At 59.2% G+C, this 12,916-nt stretch carries 11 protein-coding genes; 3 read left to right on the top strand and 8 right to left on the bottom strand.

The features are described 5' to 3' along the window. Positions 1-84: 84 nt before the first annotated feature. Positions 85-762 carry a Crp/Fnr family transcriptional regulator gene (locus I6L44_RS09885; protein WP_216951704.1) on the bottom strand — a complete coding sequence of 226 codons (678 nt, stop codon included), beginning with the start codon at positions 760-762 and terminating at the stop codon, positions 85-87. Between the two features lie 163 nt (positions 763-925). Then, positions 926-2,254 carry a 30S ribosomal protein S12 methylthiotransferase RimO gene (gene rimO, locus I6L44_RS09880; protein WP_216951703.1) on the bottom strand — a complete coding sequence of 443 codons (1,329 nt, stop codon included), beginning with the start codon at positions 2,252-2,254 and terminating at the stop codon, positions 926-928. 293 nt (positions 2,255-2,547) lie between these two features. Between rimO and I6L44_RS09875 the strand changes: the two genes are divergently transcribed. Further along, entirely contained in the window at positions 2,548-3,672 is a 1,125-nt protein-coding gene (locus I6L44_RS09875) for an HD domain-containing phosphohydrolase (protein WP_216951702.1), read from the top strand. Positions 3,673-3,835: 163 nt separating this feature from the next. Here I6L44_RS09875 and I6L44_RS09870 read toward each other — a convergent pair whose 3' ends face one another. From I6L44_RS09870 to I6L44_RS09845, 6 genes are all read right to left on the bottom strand, one after another. Next, complete coding sequence (locus tag I6L44_RS09870) at positions 3,836-4,021, bottom strand: hypothetical protein (RefSeq protein ID WP_005338109.1); 186 nt, start codon at positions 4,019-4,021, stop codon at positions 3,836-3,838. Between the two features lie 42 nt (positions 4,022-4,063). Further along, positions 4,064-4,660, bottom strand: a complete 597-nt coding sequence (locus tag I6L44_RS09865) for a NifB/NifX family molybdenum-iron cluster-binding protein (RefSeq protein ID WP_254204209.1) — start codon at positions 4,658-4,660, stop codon at positions 4,064-4,066. Then, on the bottom strand, positions 4,641-4,955 hold the full coding sequence (locus I6L44_RS09860; protein WP_216951701.1) for a DUF134 domain-containing protein: 315 nt from the start codon (positions 4,953-4,955) through the stop codon (positions 4,641-4,643). The genes I6L44_RS09865 and I6L44_RS09860 overlap by 20 nt, the downstream gene beginning before the upstream one ends. A gap of 223 nt (positions 4,956-5,178) precedes the next feature. Continuing rightward, positions 5,179-6,360, bottom strand: a complete 1,182-nt coding sequence (locus I6L44_RS09855; RefSeq protein ID WP_216951700.1) for a dicarboxylate/amino acid:cation symporter — start codon at positions 6,358-6,360, stop codon at positions 5,179-5,181. Positions 6,361-6,552: 192 nt separating this feature from the next. Continuing rightward, positions 6,553-7,116 (bottom strand): hypothetical protein, encoded by a 564-nt coding sequence (locus I6L44_RS09850; protein ID WP_216951699.1) that lies wholly within the window; start codon positions 7,114-7,116, stop codon positions 6,553-6,555. Positions 7,117-7,221: 105 nt separating this feature from the next. Further along, positions 7,222-7,860 carry a TetR family transcriptional regulator gene (locus I6L44_RS09845; protein ID WP_216951698.1) on the bottom strand — a complete coding sequence of 213 codons (639 nt, stop codon included), beginning with the start codon at positions 7,858-7,860 and terminating at the stop codon, positions 7,222-7,224. 140 nt (positions 7,861-8,000) lie between these two features. Here I6L44_RS09845 and I6L44_RS09840 point away from each other — a divergent pair, with 140 nt between their 5' ends. Together I6L44_RS09840 and I6L44_RS09835 are read left to right on the top strand one after the other, a co-directional pair. After that, the gene (locus I6L44_RS09840) at positions 8,001-9,194 is read left to right on the top strand and encodes an efflux RND transporter periplasmic adaptor subunit (RefSeq protein ID WP_021231193.1); all 1,194 of its coding nucleotides are present in this window, start codon (positions 8,001-8,003) and stop codon (positions 9,192-9,194) included. A gap of 17 nt (positions 9,195-9,211) precedes the next feature. Further along, positions 9,212-12,361: an efflux RND transporter permease subunit gene (locus I6L44_RS09835; protein WP_216951697.1), complete on the top strand. Its 3,150-nt coding sequence runs from the start codon at positions 9,212-9,214 to the stop codon at positions 12,359-12,361. The last annotated feature ends 555 nt before the right edge of the window (positions 12,362-12,916 follow it).

The following is a 12,916-nucleotide window of genomic DNA, read 5'->3' as shown; positions in this document are numbered from 1 at the left end:
CAGCAAGAGGGGCGGTATAAACCGCCCCTCTTTTTTGTTGCTGTTCCGCTTGTTGCTGCTCAGTCGGCAACTGAGGCCTGCGACTTATGGCTGCTCCAGAAAGGCCTTGAGCCCCGCCAGATCGCGGATCTGCAATCCCTCTTCGCCGCGCTCCACCAGTCCCTTCTCCATCAGCTCTTTCACCGCCCGCCGGTAGACCCGGTCGGTCGTGCCGAAGCGTTCCGCCTCCTGATACCCCTTGCGAAAGCCGCTCACCGGGTTGTGGTGGCAGTGGCTGTGATAGAGGTCGAGGGCGATGTTGTAGCTGATGGGGTAGAGCATGCGGCAGGTGAAGATATCCACCGTGTCCTGATAGTCGATGGCAATGGCGGTGGCAAAGAAGAGCGCCACCTTGGGGTGGGCGACCAGCGCCTGCTCCAGCTGCTCGCCGTCGATGCGGGCCACTTCCAGCGGCTCCTCGGCGATGATGTCGAGCTGGCAGCGGTAGCCGGTGAAGAACTCCATCTCGCCAAACAGCTGGTTGTCGCACTCCAGGGTGCCGAGCTGAAAGCGGCGGCCATTCATGGCGGTGTGGCCCATGGCGATGCGGCCGCCCGGTACCAGCACCAGATCCCGCAATAGCTCCCCCTGACGCATCAGGGGCTCCCCCTCGGGGATCAGATGCTGCTCCGTGATGCAGGATTGCACTACCTGCACGATAAGATCATGACTGGCCTGCCAGTGGGGCTGAAAGCGTCCCTTGAGAAGGGGTTTGAGTTGCATGGGATTTCGAGTCGTCGCCAAACAGAAACGACTATTACACACCCTTGCATACGGATATACCAGTTTTGTACCGCAAAGTGGGGCTTACTGGTGTAGAAGTGCAATCTGGAAGCATAAAAAAGCGCCCGAAGGCGCTTTTTCATTGAGCGGTGGTCAGCAAGGGTTAGCTAATCAGGCTGGCCCACAGGTCATATTCGTCGGATTCATCGATCCGCACCTTGACCATATCGCCCGGCTTGAGGCCGGTTTCGCCGTTGAGGTAGACCAGACCGTCGATCTCCGGCGCATCGGCGAAGGAGCGGCCAGTGGCACCCTCTTCATCCACTTCGTCGATGATGACGGTCATCTCCTGACCCACTTTGCGGGCCAGCTTGCGGATGGAGACCTGCTGTTGCAGCTCCATAAAGCGCTGGAAGCGCTCTTCCTGAATCGCTTCCGGTACCGGATCCGGCAGCTCGTTGGCCAGCGCCCCTTCGACCGGGCTGTATTTGAAGCAACCGACCCGATCCAGCTCCGCCTTGTCGATAAAGTCCAGCAGCATCTGGAAATCTTCCTCGGTCTCGCCCGGGAAGCCGACGATAAAGGTGGAGCGCAGGGTGATCTGCGGGCAGATCTCGCGCCACTTCTGGATCCGCTCCAGGGTGCGCTCGACCGAACCCGGGCGCTTCATCAGTTTGAGGATGCGCGGGCTGGCGTGCTGCAGCGGGATGTCGAGGTAGGGCAGGATCTTGCCATCACGCATCAGCGGGATGACGTCATCCACGTGCGGGTAGGGGTAGACGTAGTGCAGACGTACCCAGATATCGAGCTTGGCCAACTCTTCGCACAGGGCGACCATGCTGGTCTTGACCGGCATGCCGTCGTAGAAACCGGTGCGGTGCTTCACATCGACGCCGTAGGCGGAGGTGTCCTGGGAGATCACCAGCAGCTCCTTCACGCCGGCCTCTTTCAGACGCTTGGCTTCGGCCAGCACGTCGCCGATGGGGCGGCTCACCAAATCCCCGCGCATGGAGGGGATGATGCAGAAGGTGCAGCGGTGGTTGCAGCCTTCGGAAATCTTCAGATAGGCGTAGTGGCGCGGGGTCAGCTTGACGCCGTGGGCCGGTACCAGACTGGTGAAGGGGTTGTGCTGCGGCTTCTCCACATATTTGTGGACGTGACCCAGCACCTCTTCATAGGCGTGGGGGCCGGTGATCTCGAGCACCTTGGGGTGGATCTCGCGGATCTGGTTCTCTTTGGCACCCAGGCAGCCGGTGACGATCACCTTGCCGTTCTCGGCTAGTGCTTCGCCGATCGCTTCCAGCGACTCTTGCACCGCGCTGTCGATAAAGCCGCAGGTGTTGACGACGACCAGCTCGGCATCGTCATAGCTGGGCACCACATCGTACCCTTCGGTACGCAGCTGGGTCAGGATGCGTTCTGAATCGACCAGGTTTTTGGGGCAACCCAAGGAGACGAATCCTACTTTGGGGGCCTGTTTTGTGTTGGACATCGCTCAATCACTCTTAGGTGGCTCTTCTTTAAGGGCGCGGATTTTACCGGAATGGTTAACCAAAAACTATACAGCCAGCATGGCAGAACCTAACAATATCTCCGAGTGGGCAGGATTGGGCCGTGCGAATAGCGGCTGATGGTGGAGCCCTGACTGGCGCGCAGTCCCTGCTGCACAGGTTTGTGGCTGGCAATATGCATTGCTGACTTATTAGTCAATTTCGCGGTCTGTGGCTGGGAACCCTGTCACGGGTGCCCCTATACTCCCATCATGGTGATCCGGTGGAGAAGGCAATGGAAAGTTCATTTGGCGAAAGAATGCAGAATCTGCACGCTACGCTACGCGAGCGTTTTGACAAGCTGAGTCGGGTGGCCATTGCGATTTACGATCCCCATACCGATCAGCTCAAGACCTTCGCCCACAGCACCGAGGGGCCCTCGCCGCTGGTGCAGTATGAGGTGAAGCTGAGCGATGTTCCCTCCTTGCGCTATCTGGCGGAGCACAAGCACCCCCGGGTGCTTGGCAATCTCGATGCCCTGCGTGGTTCCGCGTCGGAACACAGCCGCAAGCTGCTGGAGGCGGGCTATGCCTCCAGCTATACCGAGCCGCTGTTGTTCAACAGCAAGCTGTTTGGTTTTCTGTTTTGCGATGCCATGGAGCCGGGCTATTTCGATGAGTCGATCCAAAGCGAGCTGTCGGCCTATGCCCAGATGTTGTCCGCCATCATTGCGGTGGAGTTCTTCTCTATTCAGACCCTCGGCGGCGCGCTGACCACGGCACGGGAGTTCAGTCGCTATCGGGATGAGGAGACCGCCAACCATCTGCATCGGATGTCGGCCTACTCCCGACTGATCGCCAAGACGCTGGCCCCGACTTGCGGGCTGAGCGACGAGGAGGTGGAGTTTGTCTACCTCTTCTCCGAGCTGCACGACATCGGCAAGATCGCGGTGCCGGATGCCATTTTACTCAAGCCGGGCAAGCTGACCCCGGAAGAGTTCGAGATCATGAAGGTTCACACCAGCAAGGGGCGAGAGATGATCAGCCTGATGATCAATGAGTTTGGCCTCGATGGCATTCACCACACCGATATGCTGACCAACATCATCGCAGGCCATCATGAGCGTTTTGATGGCACCGGTTATCCGCTGGGCCTGGCGGGGGAGGCGATCCCGCTGGCGGCGCGTATCGTGACGGTGGCTGATGTGTTTGATGCCCTGACCAGCGAGCGCCCCTACAAGCAGGCCTGGCCGTTCGAGACGGCGTTTGCCTATCTGGAGGAGCATGCCGGCAGCCAGTTTGATCCCACCTGTGTCGCTGCGGCCCTGCACAACAAGGCCGAGTTTTATGCCATCTATCAGCAGTATCAGGATCCCGCCAGTTCATCCGGTGTGGCGGCCAGTGGCGCAGAGCCGGGTTGAGCGCGTGTGATGAGCGTAAGGGGGAAAGAGGCGGTTCAAGCATGACGAGGAATAAATAGAGAGGGGGCACCAGCAGGTGCCCCCTCTCTTTTATGCTCTTCTCGATTTCACGCGCCCTTATTTTGCCGACCTTGTATCTGCGGCTATGGCGTTTGCGCTCAGGTTACTTTTTGGGCGTCGGCTCGCTGATCTGGTAGAGGTGATCCGCGCAGGCGCTGGAGCAGCCACAGGGGCGCACCTCTTTATCTTCCCGCTTCTGGGCAAGCTGGTATTGGCGCCACCAGATGATGGTGCCCATGGCCAGGATCAGTACGAACGAGGCGAGCAGGCTCAACAACCAGATGGACATGATCTCTTCTCCTTGATGGTGATGACATACACGGCGATGGCATCAGTGATTATGGCAGCAACCGCCCTGCTGGTTGGCGCCTTCACTGCCGTGGCAACAAGTATGGCCTTGCAGTGGGCTCTCTGCCTGATTGCCACTACTGGCGCAACAGTGATCGGAGCCACTGTTGCAACCACCATGACAATGGCTATGACTCTGGCCTGCGCCGACTGGCTGGATGGCACGGATCGCAGATTTGCTCTGATGACGGCGAGACGGACGCCCCTGACTTGCCTCGGTAAGAGGTTGCAAATTGGTGGGGGCCAACAGCGCGGGCAGCGGCAGGCGGGCAGAGAGGCACTGCAGCACCCGGATATTTGCCGCCAGCAGGCGACCCAGCATCCGCTCGCCGATATTGCGCACCACTACCTGACCCACCTGATGATGGGCAAGGGCGTCGAGCAGCGCTTGCTTGCCGTGGCAGCCTTCGGCGGTGGCCGGGTTGGTCAGGGTGGCGATAACGTTCCCTTCGGGGTTAAGAATTGCAGCTGCTCGGCACGGGTAAAGTGGCCAGCCAGCAGCCCCTGACTCAGCATCAGGGCGCTGTTGCTGGGGTTGGTGGTCATGGTTGTGACAGCATTCATGTCGGCTCTTCTCCACTGGTTGGGTGGTCGGGCTCGGCGGGTTGCATCATCAATGCTTTGCCCAGACTCAGACACTCCACCACCTTGTAGCGCCCTTTTTTCAGGATATTGGCCAGGGTCTGGCGGGAAACCCCCATCATCAGGGCGGCCTCCTGCTGCTGCATTCCTTGAAGGTCGACGAGGCGCAGTGCCTCGAACTCGTCAGGGGCCAGCGTGACCTGTTCCAGCTGATGCATGGGGCGGCCGTTGGGTTTGAAGCAGCTGTTGGCGGGGCGGCCACAGATCTGGCGGGCAATCTTGGGTCTTGGCATGGTGGCTCCTAATTGGCATAAGCTATTTATACGCTCATATGTAGCATATGCCAATAATTTTGTCTGATGCAGAGGGTAGCGCCAGTGCTGTTCACGGCAGAGAGGGGTAAAGAGGGGGAGGAGGAATACTAACAAAAGCAGTGAAGGGGACAGAAACGACGCAGGCCCGAACATGGTTCGGGCCTGCGGTTTTGCAGAGGATGGTCGGGCTATCCCGGCGAGCTTACGCCTGTTCGGCCTCGGCCACTGGAGCTGCGCTCTCGCTACCGTTGGCGAAGCGATCCGCCCACAGGGCAATCACGCCGTCACCGGTGACGTTGCAGGCGGTGCCGAAGCTGTCCTGCGCCAGATAGAGGGCGATCATCAGGGCGATGGAGGCTTCACCAAAGCCGAGCATGGAGGTGAGCAGGCCCAGCGCCGACATTACGCCACCACCCGGTGCGCCCGGGGCGGCGATCATGATCACCCCCAGCATCATGATGAAGGGGAGCATGGTTTCGATGCCCGGAATGGCCAGATGCTCGGAGAGGAACATCACCGCGGTGGCGCAGGTGACCAGGGTAATGGTGGAGCCACACAGGTGAATGGTGGCGCACAGCGGTACGGTGAAGTTGGCGATGCTGTCGCTCACCCCGTTGTTCTTGCTCGATTGCAGGGCGACCGGAATGGTGGCGGCGCTCGACATGGTCCCCAGTGCGGTGAAGTAGGCGGGCAGCATGTTCTTGATGAGCTGGGCCGGTGAGCGGCCAAGAGCCAGACCTGTGCCGATAAACAGTACGGAGAGCCAGATCCAGTGCATCAGGATGGCCATCACCAGCACCACGCCGAAGGTTTTCAGGGTAGCGAATACGGTGCCTTCTACCGTCATCTCGACAAAGACACCCGCGATATAGAACGGCAGCAGCGGGATGATCACCTTGGCCAGCAGGCGGTCGATGATGTCACGGCCCTGATCGGCGACACGGCGCAGATCGGTGGCCTGGGTGGCGCTGATGCCGATGCCGAACACGAAGGCGGCAGCCAGTGCCGACATCACGCCAAACAGCGGCGGGATCTCGAGATTGACATAGGAGGCGAGCTTGATGGCTGTGGCCGTGGTGGGCTCGGCGGCGGTGGTGAACTGCGGGATCAGGTGGCTCGCCACGGTAAAGGCGAACAGCCCCGCCAGAATGGTAGAGCAGTAGGAGAGGGCCACGGTTTTGCCCAGCAGCTTGCCGGAGTTTTTCGGCAGGCTGGCGATGCCGCTCATGATGAAGAACAGAATGATGAGCGGAATCGTGAAGGTGATGAGCTGACCTATCACTGTCTTGGCCGTAAACAGCACGCGCGCCACCCACTCAGGGGCGTAGAGACCGAGCAAGAGACCGGCAAGGATGCCAGCAATGAGTTTCAGGACAAGTTTCATAAGGAAATCCGGAGTTGGTTGTATTGTCTGTTTTGTTATTAAATTTTGATATTAATCGAACTTTTTAACACGTAAGCCGTGTTATGTCTGCCTTTTATGCGTTAATGCCGAGTTAAATATTGTCGATAGCCAAGATCGCCGACTAGCAGCCGGCTTGGCATTGAATGGGAAAATCCGTGATGAATTAGCCCGTTAGGTGGCCTGATGATCGCCGCGCAGCAACATGACGTACTGGTTGGCATATTGACTTGCGGAGTCTGAGGTGCTGGCTGATACGGCTTCCATCGAAGCCAGTTGCAGCGCTACCCCGGATGAGGTGACGATTTGCTGAAGATGCGGGAGCTGCTGGTCGTGGCTCATTTCGCCGCTTGGCTGTAGGGGGAAACAGAGCGGAGCGCCCGCTTTGAGCAGGGTCGCCAGCTGTTGCAACAGGGGGACAAGAGTGGCCACGTCGCTATCAAGCGGGCGGCTCAGCCAGATGCCATCGTAAGGGAGCACCGAGTGCATCTTCGCCAGCGGGCAGACCCGCACAGCTTGCCCGGATTGCTGTGAGGCTACTTTGGCGTCAGCCAGTACCGCTTCACAGGCGGTGACCACATACCCTTCTGCACGCAGCCAGCACAGATCCTCCCCCATACCGCACTGACCATTGAGCAGGTGAGCGCCGGGTTTGAGGTGCGCCACAAAGGCAGCTCGAACGTGGGCGTGCTGGTCGTTAAATGGCCGGGAAGCGGGGATGGCGTCAGAGTGTGGCACAGGGGTTACCTCAAGCAGGGGGCGCACAGGGTAACAAATCGGGGCCTGACTGCCAAAACGCGCGGTCAGTCCCCGATTTGGATGTGAGGACGTTGCCGGAGCCTGTTAGCGGCCGCAGGCAGGTCCGTGGGGGTGGGCCAGCATGGTAAACATGCTCTCTATCAGGAAGGCTGATTCGCTCTGCAGGTCGATCCGCTCCGGAAAGTGGAGCCAGTTTATGATGTAGCCATCCAGGGTACAGTGGAGCAGGGTGGCTGCACGCTGCAGGTTGAGGTTGGCAGGCAGCTGCCCCCGGCGTACCGCGTTGGCTAGGGTGGTCTCCAGGTCCCGGAAAAAGTTGGCTGACTCGCTGCGGATATGCTCGCGCAGGGAAATGGCTTCCCCCTCCAGCGATTCGAGATTGAACAGTATGGTGAACATCTGCCGCTGGGCCGGATTGTGAATGAAGCTGTGGAGCACCCCTTCGAAGAAGAGGCGCAGTTGTCCCAGCGGATCGGGCTCATCTGGGTTGAGGCAGGCATCGAGCTGGTGGGCGAGGGGGCTGCAGAGTTCCTGCCAGAGCGAAATGAAGAGTTCATCCTTGTTCTTGAAGTGCCAATAGATGGCCCCGCGGGTCAGGTCTGCCGCCCTGGCGATGTCGGTCAGGCTGGTCTTGGCCAGGCCCTGAGAGCAGAACAGATCCAGCGCCGTGCTCATGATGTGGCAGCGGGTTTGCTGCGCCTCTTCTTTGGTTCGTCTGGCCATCGAAATTTGTGCCTCATGCAAGCAAAAAGTCACTTACATACATTTATGAATGTATGTATATTGCCTCATCTTTCGACTATTTACCAACAGGGCCCATGCGGCCCTGATTGTTCATTGACTGGCAAAGGCTCAGGTGTTTCATGCATAAACATATTCTTGCTCGTTCAGTTGGTCTTGCCTTGCTGGCTACAGGCTTGCTGGCAGGTTGTGGTGACAAGGGGGGCGCACCCCAGGGGCAGGGCGGCATGCCCCCCGCGGCGGTCAACGTGGTGACCCTGCAGAGCGGCCCGTTGATGTTGACCACCGAGTTGACCGGCCGCAGCGCCCCGTTGCGGGTGGCTGAAGTGCGTCCGCAGGTGAGCGGCATCATCCTCAAGCGCCTCTTTACCGAGGGGAGCGATGTGAAGGCGGGCGACCTGCTCTATCAGATCGATCCGGCTGTCTATCAGGCGGCGGTTGCCAGCGCCAAGGCCAATCTGGCCAAGGCAGAGGCCAACGAGCAGAGTGCCCGTCTCAAGGCACAGCGCTATCAGGAGCTGCTAAAGGTCAAATCCATTAGCCGTCAGGACTATGACGACGCCGACGCCAGCTGGAAGCAGGCCAAGGCCGAGATCATGGCGAGCAAGGCGGCCTTGCGCACTGCAGAGATCAATCTCGGTTACACCCGCATCACCGCCCCCATCAGTGGCCGCATCGGTAAATCCGCGGTGACCGAGGGGGCGCTGGTGACCGCCCAGCAGGCTGACAGCCTGACCGCCATCCAGCAGCTCGATCCCATGTATGTGGATGTGCGTCAATCCACCGCCGATCTGCTGCGCCTCAAGCGACTGGTCGCCGAGGGCAAGTTGACCCAGGACGAGCAGAAGGGAGCCAAGGTGACCTTCCAGTTGGAAGATGGCAGCACCTATGGCGAAGAGGGCTCGCTGCAGTTCTCCGATGTGACCGTGGATGAGACCTCCGGCATGGTGACCCTGCGGGTGATTGTGCCCAACCCTCACCAGCTGCTGCTGCCCGGCATGTTTATGCGCGCCACCCTGCAAGAGGGAGAGCGGGCACAAGGACTGCTGGTGCCGCAAACTGCGGTGACTCGCACCCCCAATGGCGGCGCCACCGTGATGGTGGTAACCGCTGACAACAAGGTGGAGCTGCGCAACGTGCAGCTGAGCCGGGTCGTCGGCAGCAACTGGGTGGTGGAGTCAGGGCTCACCTCCGGCGAGCGGGTGATCGTGGCTGGCTTGCAGAAAGTACGACCGGGCGCCGTGGTCAATCCCGCCGAGCAGGGTGCTGATGCACCGTCTGCTCAAGCTGCGTCCAACACCCCGGCCAACAAGTAGGATGGAGTAGTCGCTTCATGGCTCGATTTTTTATAGACAGACCCATTTTTGCCTGGGTGATCGCGCTGGTGATCATGCTGGCGGGCAGCCTGGCCATCATCAAATTGCCGGTCGCCCAGTACCCGAGCATTGCGCCGCCTGCTGTCGGTATTTCTGCCAGCTATCCGGGCGCATCCGCCAAAACGGTGGAAGACTCGGTGACCCAGATCATCGAACAGAACATGACCGGGCTGGATCACCTGCTCTACATGTCCTCCCAGTCTGACTCCGCGGGGCGGGTGTCGGTGACCCTCACCTTCCAGCCGGGGACCGATCCCGATATCGCCCAGGTACAGGTGCAGAACAAGCTGCAACAAGCGATGTCGCTGCTGCCGCAAGAGGTGCAGCAGCAGGGGATCCGGGTACAGAAGACCTCCAGCAGCTTCCTGATGGTCGCGGCGTTCATTTCCAGCGATGGCAGCATGAACAACGACGACCTAGCGGACTATGTGGTCTCCAATATCAAGGAGCCCCTGAGCCGTCTGGACGGGGTAGGGGATATCACCTTGTTCGGTAGCCAGTATTCCATGCGGGTGTGGCTCGATCCCAACAAACTCAACCGGGTGCAGATGACCCCGGGGGATGTGCAGGCGGCCATCAAGGCGCAGAACGCCCAGGTGGCCTTCGGCAAGCTGGGCGGTACTCCGTCGGTGGAAGATCAGCAGTTCACCGCCACCATCATGGGGCAGACCCGTCTCTCTACCGTGGAGCAGTTCAACGATATCCTGCTGCGGGTGAATCAGGATGGCTCCAAGGTACGACTGAAAGATGTGGCCCGGGTCGAGCTGGCGGGCGAAAGCTATGACGCCGATGCGCTCTACAACGGCCAGTCTACCGCCGCGGTTGCCATCAAGCTGGCGACCGGCGCCAACGCGCTGGATACCGCCGAGAAGGTGCGTGCCAAGCTCAATGAGCTGTCGGATTACTTCCCGGCCAACATGGAGATCGTCTACCCCTACGACACCACGCCGTTTGTGAAGATCTCCATCGAGGAGGTGGTGCAGACCCTGATCGAGGCGATCTTCCTGGTGTTCTGCGTCATGTATCTGTTCCTGCAGAACTTCCGCGCCACCCTGATCCCGACCATTGCGGTGCCTGTGGTGCTGCTCGGTACCTTCGGGGTGATGGCGGCGTTCGGCTTCTCCATCAACACCCTCACCATGTTCGGTATGGTGCTCGCCATCGGCCTGCTGGTGGATGACGCCATCGTTGTGGTGGAGAACGTGGAGCGTCTGATGAGCGAGGAGGATCTCTCCCCGCTGGAAGCCACCCGCAAGTCGATGACCCAGATCACCGGCGCACTGGTGGGGATCGCCCTGGTGCTCTCCGCCGTGTTCGTGCCGATGGCCTTCTTCGGCGGCTCGACCGGCGCCATCTATCGCCAGTTCTCGCTGACCATCGTCTCGGCCATGGTGCTGTCGGTGCTGGTGGCGTTGATCCTGACTCCGGCGCTCTGTGCCACCCTGCTCAAGCCGATGAAACATGGCGAGTTTGGAGCCAAGCGCGGCTTCTTTGGCTGGTTCAACCGCGCCTTTGATGCGGGTACCAATCGCTATCAGAGCGGCGTGCGCAAGGTGATCAAGCAGGGCGTGCGCTACAGCCTGATCTACGGCGCCATGCTGGCGGTACTGGCAGTGCTCTTTATGCGGATGCCCACCTCCTTCCTGCCGGAAGAGGATCAGGGGGTCATCATGTCCATGGTGCAACTGCCGGTCGGAGCTACCAAGCAGCGCACCGAGGTGGTGCTGGCCCAGATGCGTGACTACTTCCTGGACAACGAGAAGGATAACGTGGATGCCGTATTGACTGTATCGGGCTTCAGTTTTGCCGGTAGTGGCCAGAACGCGGGTATGGCCTTTATCAAACTCAGGGACTGGAGCGAGCGCAAGAGTCCTGATCGCAGTGCCAACGCCATTATCGGTCGCGCCATGGGCTATCTGTTCAGCATCAAGGAGGCGCAAGTGTTCGCCTTCAACTTGCCATCTATTCCTGAATTGGGTACGGCGACCGGTTTTGACTTCTTCCTGCAGGATCGTGGCGGTATCGGTCACGACAAGCTGATGGCGGCGCGTAACCAGCTGCTCGGCATGGCGGCGCAGGATCCCACCTTGGTGCGGGTACGCCCGAACGGGATGGAAGATACGCCGCAGCTCGATATCAAGATCGACTACGAGAAGGCGCTGGCGCAGGGGCTCTCCATCGCGGACATCAACAACACCCTGGCTACCGCCTGGGGCTCGTCCTACGTCAATGACTTCGTTGACCGGGGCCGGATCAAGAAGGTCTACATGCAGGCGGATGCCCCCTTCCGGATGAACCCGGAAGATCTCAAGCTCTGGTATGTGCGCAACAGTGCCGGTCAGATGGTGCCCTTCTCCGCCTTTGCCAGCACCGAGTGGAGCTTCGGCTCACCGCGTCTGGAGCGTTACAACGGCGTGCCGGCGATGGAGATCGTCGGTGAGGCTGCGCCCGGCAAGAGTACCGGTGATGCGATGGCTGCGATCGAGCAGATGGTGAAACAGCTGCCGGAAGGGGTGGGCATCGAGTGGACCGGGCTCTCCTTCCAGGAGCGTCAGGCCGGTTCACAGGCTCCTGCGCTCTACGCCATCTCCTTGTTGGTGGTGTTCCTCTGTCTGGCGGCCCTCTACGAGAGCTGGAGCATTCCGTTCTCGGTGATGCTGGTGGTGCCGCTCGGGGTACTGGGAGCCATTGTGGCCGCCACCCTGCGTGGGCTGGAGAACGACGTCTACTTCCAGGTAGGCCTGCTCACCACCATAGGCTTGTCGGCGAAAAACGCGATTTTGATCGTGGAATTTGCCAAAGAGCTCTACGACAAGGGGATGGGGTTGGGTGAGGCTGTGGTGGAGGCGGCACGCCTGCGTCTGCGTCCGATCCTGATGACCTCGCTCGCCTTTATCCTCGGGGTGCTGCCGCTGGTGATCAGCTCCGGCGCCGGTGCCAGCAGCCGTAATGCAATCGGTACCGGCGTAATGGGGGGGATGATCAGCGCCACCGTGCTGGCCATCTTCTTCGTCCCGCTCTTCTTCGTGCTGGTGATGCGTTACTTCACTAGCCACAAAAGTAAAGAGGCGCGCATGGTTGCAGCAGTTGAGTCAAAAGGTGACTGAGCAAAGTAACCCCTGAAGTTCTGGGTGGCAGATTACAATAAGACAAATACATCAGGTATGACTGAGTAATAAATAGAGCGACTTGGAAAGTCGCTCTATTTTTTTTCCGTAAAAACGGTAACTTAAGCGTAATTATTAAGTTAATACTGCTTCTTTTCGAGAAATTATGTCGCCGTGAGGTGGTTTTCTATCGACTCCTTTTCAGAGGTGAGGGGCAAGTCAGTTTCTGCTGTGCAGCTCGGCTGGAAACAAGATAGAATCTGCGTCTTATAGGGTTGGATAGGTAGTGTCCGCTCTTTCTTGGTCTTGGGCCATAAAGCTGTGCTACACACCATCAAGACAGCAAAATGCTGGAGGACATGATGACCAACAGCAGACCTAATTTGGTTAAAAGCAGCAAACTGGGGGCTGTAACCCAAGGGCGGTAGCCTTGAGATTATTCAGCGATTTGCACAAATAATGTTCATTTATTGTTTTGCTGCTGTTGGCGCTGGTTAAATTGCAGTCTATTGGGTGTTTCAATAACGCATTAGTGGATAGCCAGCCTCTCTCTGA

It is taken from the genome of Aeromonas sp. FDAARGOS 1414 (genome assembly GCF_019047065.1).
GTDB classification, from domain to species: domain Bacteria; phylum Pseudomonadota; class Gammaproteobacteria; order Enterobacterales; family Aeromonadaceae; genus Aeromonas; species Aeromonas veronii_A.
Note: the sequence above shows the minus strand (reverse complement) of the source record. Positions and strands in the feature narration are given on the sequence as shown.

What these genes read in the sequence shown, in the direction of transcription:
- rimO (WP_216951703.1), bottom strand. Translation starts at nt 2,254, where the DNA reads ATGTCCAACACAAAACAGGCCCCCAAAGTAGGATTCGTCTCCTTGGGT.
- I6L44_RS09860 (WP_216951701.1), bottom strand. Translation starts at nt 4,955, where the DNA reads ATGCCAAGACCCAAGATTGCCCGCCAGATCTGTGGCCGCCCCGCCAAC.
- I6L44_RS09835 (WP_216951697.1), top strand. Translation starts at nt 9,212, where the DNA reads ATGGCTCGATTTTTTATAGACAGACCCATTTTTGCCTGGGTGATCGCG.
- I6L44_RS09840 (WP_021231193.1), top strand. Translation starts at nt 8,001, where the DNA reads ATGCATAAACATATTCTTGCTCGTTCAGTTGGTCTTGCCTTGCTGGCT.
- I6L44_RS09875 (WP_216951702.1), top strand. Translation starts at nt 2,548, where the DNA reads ATGGAAAGTTCATTTGGCGAAAGAATGCAGAATCTGCACGCTACGCTA.
- I6L44_RS09845 (WP_216951698.1), bottom strand. Translation starts at nt 7,860, where the DNA reads ATGGCCAGACGAACCAAAGAAGAGGCGCAGCAAACCCGCTGCCACATC.
- I6L44_RS09855 (WP_216951700.1), bottom strand. Translation starts at nt 6,360, where the DNA reads ATGAAACTTGTCCTGAAACTCATTGCTGGCATCCTTGCCGGTCTCTTG.
- I6L44_RS09885 (WP_216951704.1), bottom strand. Translation starts at nt 762, where the DNA reads ATGCAACTCAAACCCCTTCTCAAGGGACGCTTTCAGCCCCACTGGCAG.
- I6L44_RS09870 (WP_005338109.1), bottom strand. Translation starts at nt 4,021, where the DNA reads ATGTCCATCTGGTTGTTGAGCCTGCTCGCCTCGTTCGTACTGATCCTG.